20 protein-coding genes and 1 tRNA gene are annotated in these 23,403 nt (G+C 16.4%); 14 read left to right on the top strand and 7 right to left on the bottom strand.

The features are described 5' to 3' along the window. The first annotated feature begins 86 nt into the window (after nucleotides 1-86). The 3 genes from leuS to M5J13_RS01215 all read left to right on the top strand — a co-directional run bounded on the left by leuS (nucleotide 87) and on the right by M5J13_RS01215 (nucleotide 3,939). Nucleotides 87-2,612 carry a leucine--tRNA ligase gene (gene leuS, locus M5J13_RS01225; RefSeq protein ID WP_252837069.1) on the top strand — a complete coding sequence of 842 codons (2,526 nt, stop codon included), beginning with the start codon at nucleotides 87-89 and terminating at the stop codon, nucleotides 2,610-2,612. A 32-nt stretch (nucleotides 2,613-2,644) separates the two neighbouring features. After that, the gene (gene holA / locus M5J13_RS01220) at nucleotides 2,645-3,634 is read left to right on the top strand and encodes a DNA polymerase III subunit delta (RefSeq protein ID WP_252837068.1); all 990 of its coding nucleotides are present in this window, start codon (nucleotides 2,645-2,647) and stop codon (nucleotides 3,632-3,634) included. Nucleotides 3,635-3,708: 74 nt separating this feature from the next. Then, nucleotides 3,709-3,939 carry a sulfurtransferase TusA family protein gene (locus tag M5J13_RS01215; RefSeq protein WP_252837497.1) on the top strand — a complete coding sequence of 77 codons (231 nt, stop codon included), beginning with the start codon at nucleotides 3,709-3,711 and terminating at the stop codon, nucleotides 3,937-3,939. 39 nt (nucleotides 3,940-3,978) lie between these two features. Here M5J13_RS01215 and asd read toward each other — a convergent pair whose 3' ends face one another. Beyond that, on the bottom strand, nucleotides 3,979-5,091 hold the full coding sequence (gene asd, locus M5J13_RS01210; RefSeq protein ID WP_252837505.1) for an aspartate-semialdehyde dehydrogenase: 1,113 nt from the start codon (nucleotides 5,089-5,091) through the stop codon (nucleotides 3,979-3,981). A gap of 243 nt (nucleotides 5,092-5,334) precedes the next feature. Between asd and M5J13_RS01205 the strand changes: the two genes are divergently transcribed. From M5J13_RS01205 to recD, 9 genes are all read left to right on the top strand, one after another. Beyond that, nucleotides 5,335-5,928, top strand: a complete 594-nt coding sequence (locus tag M5J13_RS01205) for a YhgN family NAAT transporter (RefSeq protein ID WP_252837496.1) — start codon at nucleotides 5,335-5,337, stop codon at nucleotides 5,926-5,928. Between the two features lie 125 nt (nucleotides 5,929-6,053). Then, nucleotides 6,054-7,235, top strand: coding sequence for a phosphoglycerate kinase (locus M5J13_RS01200; protein ID WP_252837495.1), 1,182 nt, complete (start codon nucleotides 6,054-6,056; stop codon nucleotides 7,233-7,235). A gap of 4 nt (nucleotides 7,236-7,239) precedes the next feature. Next, nucleotides 7,240-8,337: a class II fructose-bisphosphate aldolase gene (gene fbaA / locus M5J13_RS01195; protein ID WP_252837494.1), complete on the top strand. Its 1,098-nt coding sequence runs from the start codon at nucleotides 7,240-7,242 to the stop codon at nucleotides 8,335-8,337. 15 nt (nucleotides 8,338-8,352) lie between these two features. Continuing rightward, on the top strand, nucleotides 8,353-9,006 hold the full coding sequence (locus tag M5J13_RS01190; protein ID WP_252837493.1) for a mechanosensitive ion channel domain-containing protein: 654 nt from the start codon (nucleotides 8,353-8,355) through the stop codon (nucleotides 9,004-9,006). Between the two features lie 83 nt (nucleotides 9,007-9,089). Then, on the top strand, nucleotides 9,090-12,206 hold the full coding sequence (locus M5J13_RS01185; protein ID WP_289846678.1) for an exodeoxyribonuclease V subunit gamma: 3,117 nt from the start codon (nucleotides 9,090-9,092) through the stop codon (nucleotides 12,204-12,206). Between the two features lie 24 nt (nucleotides 12,207-12,230). Next, nucleotides 12,231-12,413 (top strand): UvrD-helicase domain-containing protein, encoded by a 183-nt coding sequence (locus M5J13_RS01180; RefSeq protein WP_252837491.1) that lies wholly within the window; start codon nucleotides 12,231-12,233, stop codon nucleotides 12,411-12,413. 8 nt (nucleotides 12,414-12,421) lie between these two features. Then, nucleotides 12,422-14,914, top strand: a complete 2,493-nt coding sequence (locus tag M5J13_RS01175; protein WP_289846682.1) for a UvrD-helicase domain-containing protein — start codon at nucleotides 12,422-12,424, stop codon at nucleotides 14,912-14,914. A gap of 229 nt (nucleotides 14,915-15,143) precedes the next feature. Continuing rightward, a complete protein-coding gene (locus tag M5J13_RS01170) occupies nucleotides 15,144-15,755 on the top strand; it encodes a hypothetical protein (RefSeq protein WP_252837490.1) in 612 nt (203 codons plus the stop codon). 6 nt (nucleotides 15,756-15,761) lie between these two features. Then, nucleotides 15,762-17,585: an exodeoxyribonuclease V subunit alpha gene (gene recD, locus M5J13_RS01165; RefSeq protein WP_252837489.1), complete on the top strand. Its 1,824-nt coding sequence runs from the start codon at nucleotides 15,762-15,764 to the stop codon at nucleotides 17,583-17,585. A gap of 22 nt (nucleotides 17,586-17,607) precedes the next feature. On the opposite strand, the gene M5J13_RS01160 is transcribed toward recD, so the two are convergent. Continuing rightward, nucleotides 17,608-17,681 (bottom strand) — tRNA-Met (locus M5J13_RS01160). Nucleotides 17,682-17,828: 147 nt separating this feature from the next. Here M5J13_RS01160 and nusB point away from each other — a divergent pair. Together nusB and M5J13_RS01150 are read left to right on the top strand one after the other, a co-directional pair. After that, nucleotides 17,829-18,248, top strand: coding sequence for a transcription antitermination factor NusB (gene nusB, locus M5J13_RS01155; protein ID WP_252837488.1), 420 nt, complete (start codon nucleotides 17,829-17,831; stop codon nucleotides 18,246-18,248). A gap of 74 nt (nucleotides 18,249-18,322) precedes the next feature. Continuing rightward, entirely contained in the window at nucleotides 18,323-18,598 is a 276-nt protein-coding gene (locus tag M5J13_RS01150; protein ID WP_252837487.1) for a TusE/DsrC/DsvC family sulfur relay protein, read from the top strand. Here the strand turns inward: M5J13_RS01150 and cyoE are convergent. The 5 genes from cyoE to cyoA all read right to left on the bottom strand — a co-directional run bounded on the left by cyoE (nucleotide 18,595) and on the right by cyoA (nucleotide 23,311). Then, complete coding sequence (gene cyoE, locus M5J13_RS01145; RefSeq protein ID WP_289846681.1) at nucleotides 18,595-19,437, bottom strand: heme o synthase; 843 nt, start codon at nucleotides 19,435-19,437, stop codon at nucleotides 18,595-18,597. The genes M5J13_RS01150 and cyoE overlap by 4 nt on opposite strands. Nucleotides 19,438-19,473: 36 nt before the next feature. Continuing rightward, nucleotides 19,474-19,803, bottom strand: a complete 330-nt coding sequence (locus M5J13_RS01140) for a cytochrome C oxidase subunit IV family protein (RefSeq protein WP_252837486.1) — start codon at nucleotides 19,801-19,803, stop codon at nucleotides 19,474-19,476. Next, on the bottom strand, nucleotides 19,800-20,426 hold the full coding sequence (locus M5J13_RS01135) for a cytochrome c oxidase subunit 3 (protein ID WP_252837485.1): 627 nt from the start codon (nucleotides 20,424-20,426) through the stop codon (nucleotides 19,800-19,802). Before M5J13_RS01135 ends, M5J13_RS01140 begins: the two co-directional genes overlap by 4 nt. A gap of 10 nt (nucleotides 20,427-20,436) precedes the next feature. Beyond that, a complete protein-coding gene (cyoB, locus tag M5J13_RS01130) occupies nucleotides 20,437-22,422 on the bottom strand; it encodes a cytochrome o ubiquinol oxidase subunit I (protein WP_252837484.1) in 1,986 nt (661 codons plus the stop codon). A gap of 67 nt (nucleotides 22,423-22,489) precedes the next feature. Then, nucleotides 22,490-23,311 carry a ubiquinol oxidase subunit II gene (cyoA, locus tag M5J13_RS01125; protein WP_252837483.1) on the bottom strand — a complete coding sequence of 274 codons (822 nt, stop codon included), beginning with the start codon at nucleotides 23,309-23,311 and terminating at the stop codon, nucleotides 22,490-22,492. Nucleotides 23,312-23,403: the final 92 nt, after the last annotated feature.

Raw genomic sequence — 23,403 nt, 5'->3', positions numbered from 1 at the left:
ATTAATTAAAATTTTTAACATAAAAAGAAAAAAATTTTTTAAAAAATAAAACATAAAAAATAAAAAAAAAAACTTATAAGAAAATTATGAAAAAAATATATAATCCTATTGAAATAGAAAAAAAAATACAAAAAAAATGGGAAATAAAAAATTCATTTAAAGTTTTTGAAGATTTTAAAAAAAAAAAATACTATTGTCTTCCAATGTTACCATATCCTTCAGGAAAACTTCATTTAGGTCATGTAAGAAATTATACTATTAGTGATGTTATTTCAAGATATTACAGAATGTTAGGTAGAAATGTTCTTCAACCAATAGGGTGGGATTCATTCGGATTACCTGCAGAAGAAGCAGCAATTAAAAATAAAAAAAATCCAAAGAAATGGACATCTAAAAATATTAAATATATGAAAAAACAACTAAAATATTTAGGTTTTAGTTATGATTGGAGTAGAGAAATTTCTACATGTAATCCTAAATATTATAAATGGGAACAATGGTTTTTTATTAAGCTTTATAAAAAAAAAATAGCTTATAAAAAAACTTCACTTGTTAAATGGTGTGAAAAAGATCAAACAGTATTAGCAAATGAACAAGTAATAAAAGGAAAATGTTGGAGATGTAATAAAAAAATTAAATTAAAAAAAATGTCTCAATGGTACCTAAAAATAAAAAAATATGCAGAAGAGTTATATCAAGGTATAAAAAATTTAAAACATTGGCCTAAAAAAGTAAAAAAAATGCAAAAAAATTGGATAGGTCGATCTAAAGGAATAGAAATAAAATTAAATATTAAAAATAATAATAAAATTATCAAAGCATACACTACTAAACCTTATAGTTTATTTGATTCTAAATATATTGCAATCTCTCCCGATCATAAATTTGCAAAAAAAATAGCAAAAAGTAATAATAAAATAAAAAAATTTATAGAAAAACAAGAAAAAAAATTAACTTCTACTGAAAATTTTAAAAAAATAAAAAATTATGGAATAAATACCAAAATTTTTGCAATTAATCCAATTAATAATAATAAATTACCAATATGGATTGCAAATTTTGTATTTATAAAATATGGAACAGAAATAATTATTTCTTCACCTAAATATAGTTTAAAAGAAAATAAATTTTATTTAAAAAATAAAATTAACAAAAAAAAATATTTAAAAAAAGAAATAGAAAAAAATAAAAAAAATATTAAAAAAAAAATTAGAAAATTAAAAAAAATAAATAAAATTATTAAGATAAAAAAAATAGGAAAAAAAAAAATAAAATATAAATTACAAGATTGGAATATTTCTAGACAAAGATATTGGGGAACTCCAATTCCAATGGCAACTACTAAATCTGGATTGATTCTTACAATTCCAAAAAAAAAATTACCTGTTTTACTTCCAGAAATATCTAATTATAAAGAAAAAAAGAAAATATTAAAAAAATGGGCAAAAATAGAAATAAATGGAATAAAAGCTAAAAGAGAAATTGATACATTTGACACATTTATAGAATCTTCATGGTATTATGTAAGATATACTTGTACTCATTTTAAAAAAAAAATGATTAATCATTTAGCTTCTAAATATTGGCTACCAGTAGACCAATATGTTGGAGGTATAGAACATGCAACTATGCATCTAATATATTTTAGATTTTATCATAAATTACTAAGAGATTTTAATTTAGTAAAAACAAATGAACCAGTAAAAAAACTTTTATGTCAAGGAATGGTATTATCAGATGCATTTTATTATTTAAATAAAGATAATGTTCGCGTATGGATTAACAAAAATAAAATAAAATATAAAAAAAATAAAAAAGGAGAAATTTCTTCAATAAAAAAAATAAATGGAAAAAAAATAATTCATGCTGGAATGATAAAAATGTCTAAATCAAAAAATAATGGAATAGAACCTAAAAAATTCATAAAAAAATATGGAGCAGATACAATTAGATTATTTATAATGTTTTCAGCACCTATTGAATCTGATTTACAATGGAAAGAATCAAACATCAAAGGAATACATAAATTTCTAAATAAAATTTGGAATATGTGTTACAAAAATATTTTTAATAAAAAAAAAATTAAAAAAATAAAAGTATCAAAACTAAATTCAAAACAAAAAAAAATATATTCTAATTTAAATAAAACTATACTTTATGTATCAAAAGAAATAAAAGAAAAAAGATCTTTTAATACTTCTATTTCTAGAATAATGAAATTTTTTAAATATATAAAAAAAAAAAAAATAGATAAAAATAAATATTTTTTTTTAAATAGAAAATGTCTTATTACAATTTTAAAATTATTAAACCCTTTTACTCCTCATTTTAGCTATAAAATTTTATCTAAATTTAAAAAAATTAGTTTTTTTAAAATAAATAAATGGCCGAATGTAAATAAAAAATTAATTATTAAAAAAAAAATAAAAATAATTATACAAATTGATGGAAAAATGTATTGCATAATTTTAATAAAAAAAAATTTATCAAAAAACAAAATTTTAAAATTAGCTATGAAAAATAAAAAAATAATTAAAAATTTAAAAAATAAAAAAATAAAAAAAATGTTTTTTATTCCTAAAAAAATTTTAAATTTTATTACAAAAAAATAAAAAAATATATATATTATAAAAAATAAAATCTAATGAATTACTTAAATTTAAAAAATATATTAAAAAATATTCAAAAAAAAATAAAATCTTGTTATATTATTTATGGAAAAGAATATTTTCTTATTCAAAAATATACAGAAATAATATTAAAAAAAATAAATAAAAACGGAATAAAATTTAAAAAAAATATTGAAATAATAAAAAATAAAAATTGGGAAAAATTTTTTTATCAATGTAAAAAAATTGATTTTTTTCATAAAAAAAAAATAATAATTTTAAACATAAAAATAAAAAACATTACTAAAAAAATTTTATTAAATTTTGAAAAAAATAAAGAAATTTTTAAATTAAATATAATTATTATTATTATTCATAATTTATATTATAAAAATATTATTAAATCTAATTTTATTAAGATTTTACCTAAAAAAAAAATAATTATACCATGTTTTAATTTTACAAAAAAAGAATGTTTATATTGGATTAAAAAATATTTAAAAAAAAATTCTATTACGAATTCAGCAAAAAAATATCTATACAAAAAATATAATTCAAATATTTTACTTTTAAATCAAAGCTTAGATATTTTATCACTCATATTTTTAAAAAAAAAAATTAAAAAAAAATACATAAAAAAAGTAATTTTAGATGATAAAACAAAAAATATTTTTCAATGGATAAATTATTTATTTTTAGGAAAAAATAAAAAATCTCTTTTAACATTACATTCTTTGTACATACAAAAAGTATCTCCTTTAGGATTAGTTAGATATTTAGAAAATCAAATTGTAATTTTAATTATATTAAAAAAAACAAATATAAAATTTAAAGAATTATTTTTAAAAAAAAAAAAAATATGGGGATATAATAAAAAAATTTACATAAGAGCTAGCAAAAAAAATACTTATAATCAATTTTTAAAAATAATAAAATCTTTAAATTGGATTGAACTATCTATAGAAAAAATAGAAGAAGAATCAATTTGGATTATATTAAAAGAAATATCTATTATATTTAATTAAAAAAATTTTATTAATATTAAAAATATAATATATAAAAATTTAACAAAATTTTTTCTAAAAAAGTGTTTTAATTAATGAATATTAAAAAAAAAATAATAAATTTAAAAGGTTTAAGATGTCCAGATACAATGTTATTTTTAAGAAAAAAACTCCGATCAACAAAAATCGGAGAATTAATTTTAATTATTTCAGATGATATAACTTTAAAAAGAGAAATTATCTTTTTATGTAATTTTTCAAATTATATCTTAATAAAAAAAAATATATCTAAAATGCCTTATTCTTATTTAATAAAAAAAAAATAATTTTTTATATAATTTAAAAATTTTAAACTTTAAAAAATATTAAATTAAAAATTTTAACATTCTTCTTAAAGGTTCAGCTGCCCCCCATAGTAATTGATCACCGATAGAAAATGCAGATAAATATTTTGGACCTAAACTTAATTTTCTAATTCTTCCAATAGGAATATTTAAAGTTCCTGTTACAGATAATGGAGTTAATTTTTTCATACTAAATTCTTTATTATTTGGAATAATTCGTACCCATTTATTATGATTAGATATTATTTTTTCTATTTCATTTAAATTAATATTTTTTTTTAATTTAATTAAAAAAGATTGACTATGACAACGTAAAGAATTTACTCTTACACAAGTTCCATCAATTAAAATTTTATTTGTATTAGATCGACATAAAATTTTATTTGTTTCTGATTCCATTTTCCATTCTTCTTTACTTTGACCATTTTTTAAACTAGAATCAATCCATGGGATTAAATTAATTATTAAAGGTACTATAGAAAAATTAGTTGGAAAACTATCATTTTTAGTAATTTTAGTTAAAATTTTTTCCACATTTAAAATAGATTCTAAATTCTTTAAATTATTAAGTAAACTTTTATTTAAATATTTCATTTGTTTTAATAATTCTAATATATATCCAGACCCTCCTCCAGAAGCCGCTTGATAAGTAGAAAAAGATATCCACTCTATTAAATTATTTTTAAATAATCCTCCTAAAGCTAACATCATTAAACTAACAGTACAATTTCCACCAACAAAAGTTTTAATACCGTTATTTATTGAATTAATAATATTTTTTTTATTAATAGGATCTAAAATAATTAAAGAATCTTTTTTCATTCTTAAATCTGAAGCAGCATCAATCCAATATCCTGACCAACCAGAAAAACGTAATAATGGATAAATTTTATTAGTATAAGCACTTCCTTGGCATGTTATAATAATATCTAATTCTTTTAATTCTTCTATATTATAAGCATCTTTTAAAATTTTATTAGAATAACTAAAATTAAATGGATTTTTTTTTCCAACTTCAGAAGTAGAAAAAAAAATTGAAATAAATTTATTAAAGTCTTTTTTTTTAATCATTCTTTTTAATAAAACAGATCCTACCATTCCTCTCCAACCTACTAATCCAACTTTTTTTTTTATAATATTCATATAATTTTTTTAATTAAAAATATTTAAAAAAATATTTTTAAAAAATATCCTTTTTAATTTGTTAAATTATGTATTTAAAAAATTTAAAAAAGTTTTTTTAAATTTTTATTTTTTTATTTAAAATTTTTAAAAAAAATTTTTAAATTAAATAAATAAAAAATCATTACAAAATAATTAATAATATATAATTAGTGATATTATAAAAAATATTTTTATAAATAAAGGAAAAAAATAATGAAAAAAATTATTTCTATAACAATATTATTAATTTTAATTATGGATCCATTAGGAAATCTTCCAATATTTATGACAATTTTAAAAAATTTTAAATCTAAAAAAAGAAAAATAATATTAATTAGAGAAATGCTTTCAGCTCTTTTAATTATGATAATATTTTTATTTTCTGGAAAAAAAATTCTTGTATTTCTAAATCTAAAAACTGAAACAGTATCTATATCCGGAGGAATAATTTTATTTTTTATTGCAATGAAAATGATTTTTCCTGATGAAATAAAAAAAAAAAAAAAAATAAAACTTAATGAAGAACCATTTTTAGTACCTTTAGCTATACCTTTAGTCGCTGGACCTTCAATATTAGCAACTTTAATGTTATTAACTGATCAAAATCCAAATCAAACAAAGTGTTTAATAATATCATTAATAACTGCATGGAGTATTACTTTATCCATATTATTAATGTCTAATATATTTCTAAAAATTTTTGGAAAAAAATTAGTAAAAGTTTTAGAAAAAATTATGGGATTAATATTAATTATGTTATCTACACAAATGTTTCTTGATGGAATAAAAACCTGGATAAAAAATTAATTTTAATATAAATTTTTTATTATAAAATTAAAATCTCTTAATTTAAAAATAAAAGAAAAAAAAATAATAATAATAAAAAAGAAAAAAACAATTAAAAAATTGTTAAAATAATAAAAGAGATATATATGTTAATTAATGAAATGAAAAAAATAAATATAAAAAAGAAAAAAATATTAATTCGATTAGATTTAAATGTTCCTATAAAAAATAAAAAAATAACATCTCATGCAAGAATAAAAGCATCTATTCCAACAATTAAATTAGCATTAAAAAATAAAGCAAAAATAATTATTATTTCTCATTTAGGAAGACCAAAAGAAGGAAAATTTAAAAAAAAATACTCATTACTTCCAATAGTTAAATATTTAAAAAAAATATTATATAAAACTAAAATTTATTTTTCTAAAAAAATAAATAATAAAATAAAAATAAAATTTGGAGAAATATTAATTTTAGAAAATGTTCGATTTAATATAGGAGAATATAAAAATAATATAGAATTATCAAAAAAATATGCTTCTTTATGTGAAATTTTTGTAATGGATGCATTTGGAACTTCCCATAGAAAAGAAGCTTCTACTTATGGAGTAGGTATATATTCAAAAATAACATGTGCTGGACCTTTATTTATATCTGAAATAAAATCTTTAAAAAAATCTTTAAAAAATCCAAAAAGACCTTTAGTAACAATATTAGGAGGATCAAAAATTTCTACAAAATTTAAAATTCTAAAAAAATTAGCAAAAATATCAGATACAGTAATAGTAGGAGGAGGAATAGCAAATACTTTTTTATCAATTAATAATAATGTTGGAAAATCTATTCATGAAAAAAATTTTATTAATTTAGCTCAACAATTAATAAAAAATTATAATATAATAATACCTAAAGATTTAAAAGTACAAAAAAAAACTTCAAAAAAAATAATTTATCTTAATAAAAAATATAATAATATTAAAAATAATGAAGAAATTATGGATATAGGGGAAAAAAGTATAAAAAAAGCAAAAAAAATAATAAAAAAAGCTAAAACAATTATTTGGAACGGTCCAATAGGAGTTTTTGAAAATATTAATTTTAGAAAAGGAACAAAAAAAATAGCTCAATTTATATCAAAAAATAAAACTGCTTTTTCTTTAGCAGGGGGTGGAGATACTTTATCTGTAATTAAAATGTTTAATATTAAAGAAAAAATTTCATATATATCTACTGGAGGTGGAGCTTTTTTAGAATTTATTGAAGGAAAAGAGCTACCTACAATAAAAATGTTAAAAAAAAGATTTATTTTAAAAAAAATAAAGAGATAATTTAATGAAGAAAATTAAAAATTTTAAAAATGGAATTTTAAATGGAAAAGAAACTAAAAAATTATTTAAATTAGCAAAAAAAAATAACTTCGCTATTCCTGCAATTAATTGCATTAATACAGATTCAATAAATAATGTTTTAAAAACTGCATCAGAGATAAAATCTCCAGTAATTATACAGTTTTCATATGGAGGATCAATATTTTTATCTGGACAATCAAATTCAAAAAATAAAAATTTTAAAGCTGCAATAAGTGGTGCAATATCTGGAGCTAAACATATACATTTAATGGAAAAATACTATAATATTCCAATAATTTTACATACAGATCATTGTAATAAAGAATTTTTACCATGGATAAAAGGATTAATTAAAGAAGGAGAAAAATATTTTTATAAAAAAAAACGTCCATTATTTTCATCTCATATGTTAGATCTTTCTCAAGAAAATTTAAAAGATAATATAAAAATTTGTAAAAAATATTTTAATAAAATGAAAAAAATTAATATGTTATTAGAAATAGAATTAGGTTGTACTGGAGGTGAAGAAGATGGAATAGATAATAAAAAAATAAAAAAAAAATATCTTTATACAAAAGAAAAAGATGTTAATTATGCATATAAAAAACTTTCAAAAATTAGTTCAAATTTTTCAATAGCAGCCTCTTTTGGAAACGTTCATGGAGTATATAAACCAGGAAATATTGATTTAAAACCAAAAATTCTAAAAAAATCTCAAAAATATGTAAGAGAAAAAAATAATATTATACAAAAAAAACCATTAAATTTTGTATTTCACGGGGGGTCAGGATCTAAATTATCAGATATAAAAAAATCAATAAAATATGGAGTAGTAAAAATAAATTTTGATACAGATATACAATGGTATTCTTGGAAAGGTATATTAAAATTTTATAAAAAATATAAAAAATATTTGCAAAATCAATTAGGAAATCCTGAAGGAAAAAATAAACCAAATAAAAAATACTATGATCCAAGAAATTGGATACAAAAATCAAAAAATTATACTTCTAATAAATTAAAAAAAATATTTAATAAATTAAATATAAAAAATTTTCTAAAAAAAAATACAATAAACTAATGGAAATTTTTTTATATGTGGAAATATGGACTTATAATAATCACTATTATAATAATATTAAGTCGTATTACTATCTTTCAACCAACATTTATTATTGCAATTTTAGGAACGTTTGGAATGGCAATAGGATTTACTCTTCAAAATGTAATTTCTAATTTTACTTCTGGAATTTTAATAAATATTTTAAAACCTTTTAAAAAAGGAGAACATATATGTACAGGAAAAATTTCAGGAATTATATTAAACATAGATATATTTTATACAGTTTTAAGAACAATAGATGGAAAAATAACAATTACTCCTAATGGAAAAATTATGTCTGAAAACATTATTAATTACTCTAGAACTCCAATAAGACGTAATAAAATTTTCATTAAAGTATCACCAAATTCTAATGTTAAAAAAATAATCTCAATACTTAAAAAAGTAGTAGAAAACGAAGATAAAGTTATGAAAAATAAAGAAATTATAATAAGATTACAAAAATTGTCTCCATATTATTTAACTTTCGTAGTAAGATTTTGGAGCAAAACAGAATATTTTCAAAGTATTTATTGGGATTTAATGTATAAATTTAAAAAAGCTTTAGATAAAAAAAATATTGATTTTTCAAATATTAATAAAAAATTAATGTTAAATAAAAAAAAATATTATAAATATTTAAGATAATTAAGTAATAAAATTATTTTCTATGAACAATAGAAAATAATTTCATTTAATTTTTTTTTTAAAATTATATTAAATAATAATTTATGATAAAAATTTATAGCTCTAATAATTTCAAATATTTAATGAAAAAAATTTGTTATATAATAAAAAAAAAACCGTTAAAAAATATTTTTTTAAAAGAAATTATAATTTTACCTGAAAAAAAAATATCTGAATACATAAAAAAAATTTTTATAAAAAATTTAGGTATATTTAGTAATATTTCTTTTTTTACAGAAGAAAAATTTATCTATTATATTTTAGAAAAAAAAATTTTTAAAAAAAAATATAATAGATTTAATGAATCATTAATATTATGGAAATTAATGAATTTATCTGAAAAAACTAAAAAAAAATTTTTTTTCAAAAAAAATGAAATTGAATTAATACAATTTAAATATTTTAAAAATTTATCTAATATTTTTTATCAATATTTAATTTATAGACCTGATTGGATTAATAATTATAAAAAAAAAAAAAATAACGATATAAATTACTCTTTTCAAGAAAAAATTTGGAACAAAATATTTAATAAAAATAAAAATTTTCATTATTCTAATTTATTAAAAAATTTTTTACTCGATAAAAATTTAAAAATATTTAAAAATTTTCCTTCTAGGATATTTATTTTTAATCCATATAATTATCCAATTTCTTATTTTAAAATTTTAAAAAAAATTAGTAAAAAAATAGATGTTTACTTTTTAATATGTACTCCTTTTTCAAAAAATTCAATAAAAAATAAGAATTGGGAAAAAGATCCTTATATTTCTCATTGGAATAAAAATAATTTAAAAATATTAAAATATATATATTCTTTTTCAAATGTAATAAAAACTTTTTATATTAAAAATAACTCAAATAACTTACTAAATAATATTAAGAAAAATATTTTTTATTTAAAACATATTAAAAGAAAAAAAAAAAAAGAAGATCAATCTATTTCTTTTCATATATGTAATAACTATTTAAGAGAAATTGAAATATTGCATAATAATATATTAAATGAATTAAATAAAAATAAAAAAATACAACCTAAAGATATAATTGTTAAAACAAATAATATACAAACATATGTTCCATATATAAATTCTATATTTTACACAAACATAAAAAAACACAATATACCATATAATATATATAAAAAAAAAATGGAAAAAAATGATTCTATTTTATATATATTTAATAAAATTTTATCATTAAATGAATGTAAATTTAAAAAAGAAAAAATATTAGATTTTTTAAATTTTAAATGTATTTCAAAAAAATTTTTAATTTCACAAAAAGAAATAAAGATTATAAAAAAATGGACAGAAGATACAAATATTAGATGGGGGATTAATTCTAAACATAAAAAAAAATTAAAAATTTTTCCTACATTCCAAAATACTTGGGATGATGGAATAAAAAAAATAATTTTAGGATATGGAATAAAAAAAAATAATAAACTATGGAAAAAAATATATCCATATAGTATTCATGATAAAAAACAAATAAAAACATTAGAAAAATTTATATTTTTTTTAAGTATTTTAAAAAAATGGAAAAAAAAATTATCTACAAAAAAAAAATGTAAATCCTGGATTAAAATATTTAATGAAATAATTTATGATTTTTTTTATTTAAATAAAAAAAATAAAAAAAAAATAAAATTTATTAAAAAAAATTGGAAAAATTTATTAAAAAATATTAAAAAAAGCTCTTATAAAAAAAGAATTTCGATAATAATAATTAAATATGAAATTAACAAAAAAATAAAAAAATTTTATATACATAAAAAATTTAATAATAACTCTATAACTTTTTCTAATTTTAACATTTTAAGAACTATTGAATTTAAAATTACATTTATTATAGGGATGAATGAAAATATTTTTCCAAAAAAAATAGTTAAAAAAAGTGATAATTTAATAAATTATAACAATAGGTTTGGAGATTTAAAAATTAATCAAAATAATTATTATATATTTCTTGAATTAATATATTTTACTAAAAAAAAAATACATATTAGTTATATAAATAATGATTCTATAAAAAATAATGAACCTTCTATAGTAATTAATCAACTAAAAAAATATATAAAAAATAATTTTTTTTACAAAAAAAAAAAGAAAAAAGAAATTAAAATTAATATATTTAAATATCCACAAGAAATTTTTCAAAAAACAAATTTTTTTTTTAAAGACAATAGAAATAACTTTAATAAAAATTGGATTTTAAAAAAAAATAAAATAAAAGAAAAAACTAAAAAATTTTTAAAAAAAATACCTTTAATTAAAAAAATCAAAAAAATAAAAATTAATAAATTAATATTATTTTGGAAAAATCCTATTTTATATTTCTTTAATAAAATATTAAACATTTATTATAATAAAAATGAAATAACAGGGAAAAATAATGAACCATTTTACATTGATATAAAAAATCATTACCTTTTAAATAAAAAAATATTAAAAAGTATGATATTTAAAAAAGATATTCATAAATTTTTAATAAATATAAAATCGTCAGGAATACTTCCTCATGGAAATCTAGGAACAATTTATTTAAATAACCAAATAAAAAAAATAAAAAAAATATGGAAAAAAATTAAAAATTTGAAAACAAATTTTAAAAATAAAAAAATTAATTTTTTTTTAAAAAATTATAATATTTATGGAAATTTAAAAAATATTTCAAAAAAAAAAGGGATAGTAAAATGGACTCCTTTTAATATTAATAATTTTAATAAAATTAATTTATGGATAAAACATTTAATTTATTGTATAAATAAAGGAAAATCTAATAGTCATTATATTGGATCAAACAAAAGTGTTATATTTAAAAACATAAAAAAAAATGTTGCAAAAAAATATCTTTTAAAATTTATTTTAGGATATATAAATGGACTAAAAAAACCTATTTTATTAACAAAAACTGGATTAAATTGGTTTCATTATATGTATGACAAAAAAAAAAAAAAACTTTTTAAAAATAAAGAAAAAATAAATTACGGAAAAAAAAAAATAATTGAAACATGGAATGGAAATAAATATTCTTTTGGAGATAAAAAAAATTTATATATTAAAAAAATAATAAACAAATTAAATAAAAATTCTATAAAAAAAATATGTAGAATTAGTAAATATTGGATGCATTCAATATATAAAAACATTTTATAAATTTTAAAAAAAAAAACAAAAAATATGAAAAAAAATATAAAAAGAAAAAAAAATGAAAAAAATATTAATTCAATAAATTCCTTTTTTATACCTTTTAACGGAATTAGTATGATAGAATCATCTGCAGGAACTGGAAAAACTTTTACAATAATATTACTTTATCTAAATTTATTATTAGGAATAAATAAAAAAAAAAAAAATTTTTAGTTAAAGAAATTTTAATTATTACTTATACAAAAAACGCAACTCAAGAAATAAAAAAAAGATTAATTAAAAATATCTATAATTTGTATATTGATTTTTCAAATAAAAAAACATTTAATAAAAATTATAAAAAAATTTTTAAAAAAACAAAAAATTATAAAAAAGCTGAAAAAATATTAAGAAATGCTTATTTAAAAATTAATCAAGCACCTATTTATACTATTCATGGATTCTGTAAAAATATATTAATAAAAAAAAATTTAAATTATGAATATTCTTTCTCAGAAAAAAAAATATATGATGAAAATTATTTATACAAAAAATCTACATATAATTTTTGGAGAAACACATTCTATCAATTTAATAAAAAAATATCTAATATAGTTATTAAATATTGGAAAACACCTAATGATTTATTTCAAGAAATATTACCATGGTTAAAAATAAAATCTAAAATATCAATATATATAAAAAAAAAAAAAAAAAATATTATTGAAATCCACCAAAATAACATAAAAAAAATTAAAAATTTCAAAAAAAAATGGAAAAAAAATAAAAAAAATATTCAAAAATTTTTTCAAAGAAAAAATTTAAATAAAAGAATTTATAATAAAAAAAATATTCAGAAATGGATTAAAAAAATAGAAAAATGGAGAAAAAAAAAAACAAAAAATTATTTTATACCAAAAGAACTAAAACATTTTAAAAATAAAAAAATAAATAAAAATTTAAAAGAAAAAATAAAAACAAAATTTAAATTTTTCAAAAACATAGAAAAATTTTTAAAAAAAAATTTTTCTTTAAGAGAAAGAATATTATTCTATTCAATTAAAAAAATAAAGAAAATATTCATACAAATTTCAAAAAAAAAATTTTGCTTTGAAAATTTAATTTCTTCATTAAATTTAGAATTAAAAAAAAGGAAAAATTTAAAAAAAGATTTAAGAAAAGAATTTCCAATAGCATTTATTGATGAATTTCAAGACACAGATAATAAACAATATTCTATTTTTAAAAAAATTTATAAAAAAAAAAAAAATACTTCATTAATTTTAATAGGAGATCCAAAACAATCAATTTATAATTTTAGAGGAGCTGATATATTTTTTTATATTAAAAATAAAAAAAAAATATCTAATATATATACTTTAAAAACAAATTGGAGATCTTCAAAATTATTAATAAACGGAATTAATAAATTATTTAATAGAACAAAAAATATATTTTTATTTAAAGAAATTAAATATAATTTAACTATTCCATCAGTTTATTCAGATAAAATAAAATTTTATATAAAAAATTTAGAACAAAAAGCAATAAAATTTTGGTTACAAAAAGGAAAAACAAATACAATTTCAAATTATGAAAATTGGGCAGCTAAAATATGCTCTCAAAATATAAATTATTTAATACAAAAAATAAAAAAAAAACAAGCTATTTTACAAAATTCAAACAAAAAAAAATTTTTAAAAATAAAAGATATTTGTATTTTAGTAAAAAATTATAAAGAATTTAAAAAAATACAATATGAACTAAAAAAACTTAATATAGGATCTTATTATACTTCTTATAAAAAATCTATTTTTAAAAAAAATGAAGTTCAAGAAATGTATTATATACTTAAATCTATTGTTAATCTTTCTAATGAATATTATTTTTATAGAGCAATATCTACTTTAATTATATTTAAAAATTCGTACATAATTTATAAAATAAAAAAAAAATATAATATATGGTCTAAACTAAAAAATAAATTTATAAATTATAAAAAATTTTGGAAAAAATATGGAATTTTAAATCTTATTAAAGAAATTTTATCTAAAAGTAATATTTATAAAAATTATTTTTTTAATAATAAAAATGAAAGAAAAATATCTAATTTAATACATTTAGGAGAAATATTAGAGATAAAATCAAAATTAAGAAAAAATTTTTGTTCTCTTCTTTTATGGTTTAAAAAAAAAATAAAAAAAGAAAATGAACATAATGAACAATATTATCAAAAATTAAGTAATAATCAAAAAAATATAATAAATATAACTACTATACATAAATCTAAAGGATTAGAGTACCCTATTGTTTGGATTCCATTTATTTCAAATTTTAAATTTTCTAAAAAATATATTTTTCATAATAAAAAAAAATATAATTGTTTTATAAATATAGAAAAACTAAAAAAATATATAAAATTTGAAGAAAAAGAAAGATTATCTGAAGATATGAGATTATTATACGTCGCAATGACTCGAGCAATTTTTCAATGTAATCTAGGAATAAGTCCTATTATTAAAAAAATTAAAAAAAAAAGTAAAGATAAAGAAACAGATTTTCATAATAGCGCGATAGGATATATTATTCAAAAGAAAAAAAAAATGAATTCAAAAAAACTAAAAAAAGAAATTATAAAAATAACTAAAGAAAAAAATTTTGAATTGATTAAAAAAATTAAAATTAAAAAAAAAAAAGAAATAAAAAAAAATAACAATAAAAATAAAAAATTTTAAAAGAAAATTTAAAAAATATGAAAATACAAGCTATACAAAAATAAAAAATACAATATTTAAATTTAAAAAAAAAAAATCGAAAAAAGAAAATAAAAAAATTAATAAAAAAAAAATTCAATCAAATCAATATAATTTTCCAAAAGGAAAAAAATATGGAAAATTCTTACATGAAATATTAGAAAAAATAGATTTTAAAAAGAAAATTAAAAAATCTTATATTTTAAAAAAAATGAAAAAAATAAATTTATCAAAAAAATGGTTATTAATTTTAATAAAATGGATAAATAAAATTTTAATAAATCCATTAAATTCAAAAAAATTAAATTTAATTAATTTAAAAAAAAACTCCTATGTCAAAGAACTAAAATTTTATTTACCTATTAAAAAAAAAATAAATATTTTCTATATTAGAAATCTTTCAAAAATAATAAAAAAAAAAAATAAAAATGGAGAAAAATTTAAAATAAAAATAAAAAAAAATAAAGGAATTTTATCAGGATCAATAGATTTAATAATAAAAAAAAATAATAAATATTACTTAATTGATTATAAATCAAATTTTTTAGGAAAAAATATAAATTTTTATAACAAAATATATTTAAAAAAAATAATAATTAAAGAAAAATATGATCTTCAATACTATATATACTCTATAGCTTTACATCGTTTTTTAAAACGAAAAAAAAAATATAATTTTAAAAAAAACTTTGGAGGAATTTATTATCTTTTTTTAAGAGGAATGAATGGAAAAAATTATAAAAATGGAATATTTTTTTATCGTCCAAAATATTCTTTAATAAAAAAAATAAATAATAAATTTTTTAAAAAACCAAAAATATAAAAAACCATGTTAAAATTAATGAAAAAACTATTAAAAAAAAAACATATAAATATCATTGATTATTATTTTGCTAAAACTATATCTAATAAATCAAACTCATTACTTTTAATAATTTCTTCTTATTTAAGTCTATCTAATAGACATGGAAAAACTTTTATTTCATTAAAAAATATAAAAAAGAAAAAATTTTTTAATAAAAAAATTTTAAAAAAAATAGGAAAAATAAAAGATATAAAAAAAGAACTATTAAAAAGCTCATCAGTTGGATATAAAAACAAAAATTACCCTCTTGTAATAGAAAAAAATAGATTATATTTAAGTAAAATTTGGAATATAGAAGAAAAAATATTTCAATTTTTAACTAAAAAATATAAATCAAAAAAATATAAATACTCTAAATGGAAAAAAATTTTTTCTTTAAAAATATTTAAAAATTTAAATATTGAACAAAAAATTTCAATTATTTTATGTTTATTAAATAAATTTACTTTTATATTAGGAAGTCCTGGAACAGGAAAAACTACTCTTATTTCAAAAATAATATTTTTTTTTATAATAATATCTAAAAAAAAAAAAATAGTTTTAACTACTCCTACAGGAAAATCTAGTTCAGTATTAATAAATTCTATTAAAAAAAATAAAATTTTTTTATCTATTAAAAATAAATATAAAAAATATATTCCTAATGAATGCTTTACAATTCATCGTTTATTTAAAATAAATAAAAAAAGAAAAAATATATTATTTAAAAAAAAAATGAAATTAAATATAGATTTATTAATAATTGATGAAACATCAATGATTGATATATTTATGTTAGAAAAAATTATTAATTGTATAAATAAAAAAGTGCAAATTTTATTTTTTGGAGACGTAAATCAATTACCTTCAATAAACTTAGGATCAATACTAAAAGATATTATTTTTCTATATAAAAAAAAATCTCATATAAAACAATTTAATAAATTAAAATACTTTATAAAAAAAAAAAATAATAGTAATATAAATAATATTTTTTTTGAAAATAATATATTTGTTTTAAAAAAAAAATATCGTTTTAAAAAAAAATCTGATATTAATATATGTAGAAAAATAATAAAATATAATAAAAAAAAAGAAATAAAAAAAATATATAAAAATAAATTTAAAAAAATTAAATTTTTTAATTTAAAAAAAATAAAATTATATAAAAAAAAAATAGAAGGAATTTTTTCTTATTACAAAAAATTTTGGAAAATAATTAAAAAAAAAAAATCTATTAAAAAAATATTTGAATTTTTTAATAAAATAAGAATTTTATGTTTAATTAAAAAAGGAATTTTTGGAATAGAAGGAATTAATAAAATTTTTGAAAAATTAATAAAAAAAAATATAAAAATAAAATTTAGAAAAATAAATAAAAAAAATTGGTATATTGGAAAACCAATAATAATATTAAAAAATTCAATTAATATGAAATTATTTAATGGTATTACAGGAATTACTTTATTTGACAAAAATAAAGAAATGAAAGTATTTTTTTTAATGCCAGATAATCAAATTAAAAAAATTCCTATTAATTTAATTCCAAAACATAAAACTACATGGGCAATAACAATACATAAATCTCAAGGATCTGAATTTAAAAAAATACATATAATATTTCCTATTAAAAACAAAAAAAAAATAATAAATAGAGAAATAATTTATACAGCTCTTACTAGATCAAAAAAAAAAGTTTTTATTTATTCTAATAAAAAAATTTTTAAAAAATCTATAAAAAGAAAGATTTTTAAATTCAATGGATTAAGAGAAAAATTAAAATTTTTTATCAAAAATTTAAAAAAATAAAAAAAAATTTTTGAAATAATTTTTGCGGGGGTTGGATTCGAACCAACGACCTTCGGGTTATGAGCCCGACGAGCTACCAAACTGCTCCACCCCGCTTTATTTTGTGTTAATATAATAACCTTTATAATATTAATATGCAATATTTTTTTAAAAATAAATAAAATAAATATAAAAAAATATGTGTAATAAAAATTTTTATAAAAATATAATTAATTTATATATGATGAGAAAAATAAAAAAAAAATGAATCTTAATTTAAGAAAAAAATCAAGAATATGTCTAGTTCAAGCTTTATATTCATGGCAAATATCTAAAAATAATTTTAAAGATATAAAAAAACATTTTTATAAAAAATATATAAAAAAAATTGATATAAATTATTTTAATGAAATCTTTTATGGAATTATAATAAATAAAAAAAAAATTGATTTTTTAATAAAACCATATATATTAAAAAACATAAATAAATTAGGAGAAATAGAAAAATCTATACTTAGAATATCTTTTTATGAACTTCTTAAAAGAAAAGAAATTCCATATAAAGTAATTATAAATGAAGGAATAGAACTGGCAAAAAAATTTGGTTCAAAAAAAAGTTATAAATTTATTAACGGTGTACTAGATAAAGCAGCTTTTAATATGAGATTTAATATAAAAAAATAAAATAAATATAAAAAAATATTATAATAAAAATTTTTATATCATTATTAAAATTTTTTTTAAAGGTAAATATTTTTATGAAAAAAATATTTTGGAATAAAAAATATGCTTTAAAAATAGCAAAAAAAGAAAAAATAAAAATAAAGAAAATTCATTGGAAAATTATTTTTTTTACAAGAAATTTTTATTTAAAATTTCATATTATACCTTCAATTAGAATATTATTAACAGCAATAAATAAAACTTATAAAAAAAAATTAAATAGTGTTGATTTAATAAATTTATTTCCTAAAAATCCAGCAATCAAAATTAGTAAAATCGCTGGAATTCCTAATCCAAAAAAATGTATTTAAAAAATTTCTAAATAATTTATAAAAACAGAAAAATTTAATAAAATTATATAAAATATAGAAAATCTAAAAATTTTTCTAAACCATTTTTTTTTATTATTAGAAAGATTATCACCTTGTTTTATTAAAAATAACCAATAAAATCCTAAAAATAAAAAGAAAATACTATATAAAAAATTTGAATAAGTTAAAAAAGTAAAAATAAATGTAAATAATATTAATCCAAATAAATAAAAATACATGTGTTTAATAGTTTTACGAATATTATATAAAACTGGAAAAACTGAAATATTAGCATTTTTATAATCTTTTAAATTCAATAAATAAATTGAATAAGAATGAGGAATTTGCCAAAAAAAGAAAATAAAAAACAAAATTAAACAAAAATAATCTAAAGAATTTTTTACTGAAGAATATCCTATAATTATAGGACAAGCTCCAGCAAAAGAACCAAAAATAGTTGAATACTCAGAATTTTTTTTTAAAATAAAAGTATATAAAAAAACATATGAAAATAAACCAAAAAAAGATATTAAATAAGATAAAGTATTTATAAAAAATAATAAAATATATGTACCTAAAATAAATAAAAATAAAGAAAAAATAAATACATATATTAAAGAAATTTTATTTTTTGCTAAAATTCTATCTTTAGTTCTTTCCATTTTCATATCATACTTTCTATCAATTATATTATTTAAAACACATCCGCATGATATAATAAAAAACGTACCTAAAAGAACAAAAAAATAAGTTTTTATATTTAAACTTTTTTTATTAGAAGCTAAAAAAAATCCAGAAGAAGTAGAAAGTAAATTTGGTAATACAATCCTTGGTTTAATTAATTCTATATAATAAAAAAAAAAGTTTTGATATTTTTAAATATATGTAACATGATGATTTAAATTCCTCATAATCCAAACAGAACCTGTAAAAATAATAATAATTATTGTACATGTAAAAATTATTGAAAATATGTTCCAATAATTTTTATTATAATCATTAAGATGTAGAAAAAATAATATATGAATTAAAACTTGAATTAAACTACAAAAAATTAAAAAAAAATAAATACAACAATGATTAAATGTATTGTTTTTAACAACAAAAAATGGAAAAAAAGACAAAAATAACAAAAATAAAAAAACAATTATATAAAAAAATACAGAATTTTTAAAAAAATTTATTAATTTGTTTTTTAAAATCATTTTATCATTCCAAATAAATATACAAAAGTAAACAAGAAAATCCAAATAATATCTAAAAAATGCCAAAAAATACTTAAACATAAAATTTTAGTAATAATATTTTTATTAATTCCTAATATTATAATTTGGAAAATCATTAATAATATCCAAATTAAACCAACTATAATATGTATTCCATGAAAACTTAACAAAAAATAAAAAGATGAAAGAAATCCGCTTTTAGTAGGATAATAATTTTTATGAAATAAAAGAAAAAACTCATAACTTTCAAAAAAAATAAATAAAAATCCAAGAATAAAAACTAAAAATAAAAAAAAGCAAACCATAAAAGAATTATTTTTTTTTAAAAAATTTAAAGATATACTAAACATAAATGAACTTAATAATAAAAATAACGTTTCCAATTCAACAATATTTAAATTAAAAATATCCTTTCCAGAAGGCCCGTTAGAAATATTATTAACCATCACAAAATAAACAGAAAAAGCAGTAGCGAACATAATACAATCGCTCATAATATAAATCCAAAATCCAAAAATAACTTTTTTATTTATATTAAAAATATCTTTAGAAAAATTATTTTCTTTTTTAAAAAATATTTTTTTTAAAAAATTATATAGCATATTTTAAACTCTATTTAATTAAATTTTTATAATAAATATCTTCTATTTTTTTTATTTTTTCTTTTTTTATACAATACTTTCTCTCTATTTGAAAACTTTTATATAAAAAAATAAAAAAAATACTAATAAAAGAAAAACAAAACAACCACCAAATATGCCAAACTGCTGAAAATCCAAATATTGTTGTAAATAAACTAATAATTATTCCATAAAAACTATTTTTTGGAATATATAAATCTTTATATATAATTTTTTTTTTAATTTTATTTAAATTTAATTTTTCTTTTTGTTTTTGTTTCCAAAAAGCATCTCTACTTTTAACTTTAGGAATAATAAAGAAATTATAAATTGGAGCTGGAGAAGAAATACTCCATTCTAAAGTTCTTCCATCCCAAGGATCTCCTGTAACATCTAAATTATTTTTACGATTTTTAATAGATATAACAAATTGAATAACTTGAGAACATACACCTAAAAAAATAAAAAATACTCCTATACAAGCTATAGATAACAAAGTATGAAAATTATAATCAATATTTTGACTTAATCTTCGTGTCATTCCCATAAAACCTAGAAAATATAAAGGAATAAAAGCAAAACAAAAACCGATAACCCAAAATAAAAAAGCTATTTTTCCCCAAGTTTCATTAAGAACAAAACCAAAAGCTTTAGGAAACCAATATGTTATTCCTGCAAAGCAACCAAATACTACTCCTCCAATAATAACATTATGAAAATGAGCAACTAAAAATAAACTATTATGTAAAACAAAATCTGCAGGCGGTAAAGATAATAAAACTCCTGCCATTCCACCTATAGAAAAAGTAATTAAAAAACCAATAGTCCAAAACATACAAGAATGAAAATAAATTTTTCCTTGATACATTGTAAATAACCAATTAAAAATCTTTACACCAGTTGGAATTGCAATAATCATTGTCGTAATTCCAAAAAAAGCATTAACGTTTGCTCCAGCTCCCATAGTAAAAAAATGATGTAACCAAACAATAAAAGATAAAATCGTAATAGATAATGTAGCCCAAACTAAAGAATAATATCCAAATAAAGATTTTTTAGAAAATGTTGAAACAATTTCTGAAAAAATTCCAAAAGCAGGAAGAACAAGAATATAAACTTCTGGATGTCCCCAAATCCAAATTAAATTTACATACATCATCATATTTCCACCCATATCATTAGTGAAAAAATGAAAACCTAAATATCGATCTAAAGTTAATAATAATAAAGTAATAGTTAAAACTGGAAAAGAAGCAATAATTAACAAATTTGAACATAAAACTGTCCATGTAAATACAGGAATTTTAAACATTGTCATTCCTGGAGCTCTCATTTTTAAAATAGTTACTAAAAAATTAATAGCAGTTAATGTAGTTCCAATACCAGCAATTTGTAAACACCAAATCCAATAATCTACTCCTACACTTGGACTAAACTGCATCTCAGATAATGGAGGATAAGCTAACCATCCTGTCTTAGCAAATTCACCTATTCCAAGAGATAAATTTATCAAAATAACAGCACTTACAGTCATCCAAAAACTTAAATTGTTTAAAAAAGGAAAAGCTAAATCACGTGCTCCAATTTGTAATGGAACAACAAAATTCATTAAACCGATAATTAACGGCATAGCCACAAAAAATATCATAATTACACCATGAGCAGTAAAAATCTGATCATAATGATTTGGTGGTAAAAATCCAGATGGATGATTTAAAGAAGCTAAATATTGCTGAATACGCATCATAATAGCATCAACAAAACCTCTAAATAACATTACAAATGCTAAAATAATATACATAATTGCAATTTTTTTATGATCTAATGTAGTAAACCATTCTTTCCATAAATACTTCCATTTTTTAAAATATGTAATAAATCCAGCTAAAATTATTGATATAAAAATGATAGAAGCATAAGTAATAACAATAATAGGTTCATGAAAAGGTATATCTTTCCATAATAATTTTCCAAACATAAAATATCCTTTCATAGTTCTTTAAAAAATTTTTTAAAAACCCTAAAAAATTTATTATAATTTTTTATTAATCAAGTAATTTCTTAATAATATTAAAATCTGAAAAAACAAAATATTTTTTAAAATCTTTATAAAAAATATTAAATGAATTATCTAAATTTTTAATATTTTTTCCAGTTTTTTTAACTTTATAAATCCATGAATTAAAAAAATTTAAATTAAAAGCAGAAAACGCATCAAACTTCATATCTGAAAATCCAGATCCACTATAGTTAGAAGAAATTCCTTTATTAATTCCAGAAAAATTAGAAATCAAACTTAACTTAGATATCATACCTGGCATAGCATATATTTGACTACCTAAAGAAGGTATAAAAAAAGAATTCATAACAGTTTTAGAAGTAATATAAAATTTAATTGGAACATTTGTAGGAAAAACAACTTCATTAATAGAAATAATTTTTTGTTTTGGATAAATAAATAACCATTTCCAATTTAAAGATACTACTTTAATTTTTATTGGATTAAAATGTGTTTTTATTTCTTTCCTTGGATCTAATTCATGAGTTTTATTCCATGATAAAAAAGCTAAAAAAGTTATTAAAATAATTGGAATACCCCATGAAAATAACTCAATTTTATGAGAATTATTCCAATTTGGATTATATTGAGAATTTTTAGAAGTATGATGATATTTAAAAGAAAAAAATAAAGTCATAAAAATTACTGGAATAACAACAATTAACATTACTAAAAAAGAAATTAATATTAAATTTCTTTGTTCAATTGCTATAATTCCTTTTGGAGAAGTAATTCCTCCACTACATCCATTTAATAAAAATACGAAAAAAAGCAAAAAATAATTTTTTTTAGTTTTAAAAAAGTTCATAAAAAACCTCAAAAACATATAAATAAATATTTTTCTAAAAAATTTAAATAAAATATTTAAAAATTCAATAAAAAAATCTCTTTAATTTTTTT

The sequence above is a fragment of the Buchnera aphidicola (Periphyllus lyropictus) genome (assembly GCF_024029895.1).
Classification (GTDB): domain Bacteria; phylum Pseudomonadota; class Gammaproteobacteria; order Enterobacterales; family Enterobacteriaceae; genus Buchnera_J; species Buchnera_J aphidicola_BA.
This window is presented reverse-complemented; position numbering and strand designations above follow the sequence as displayed.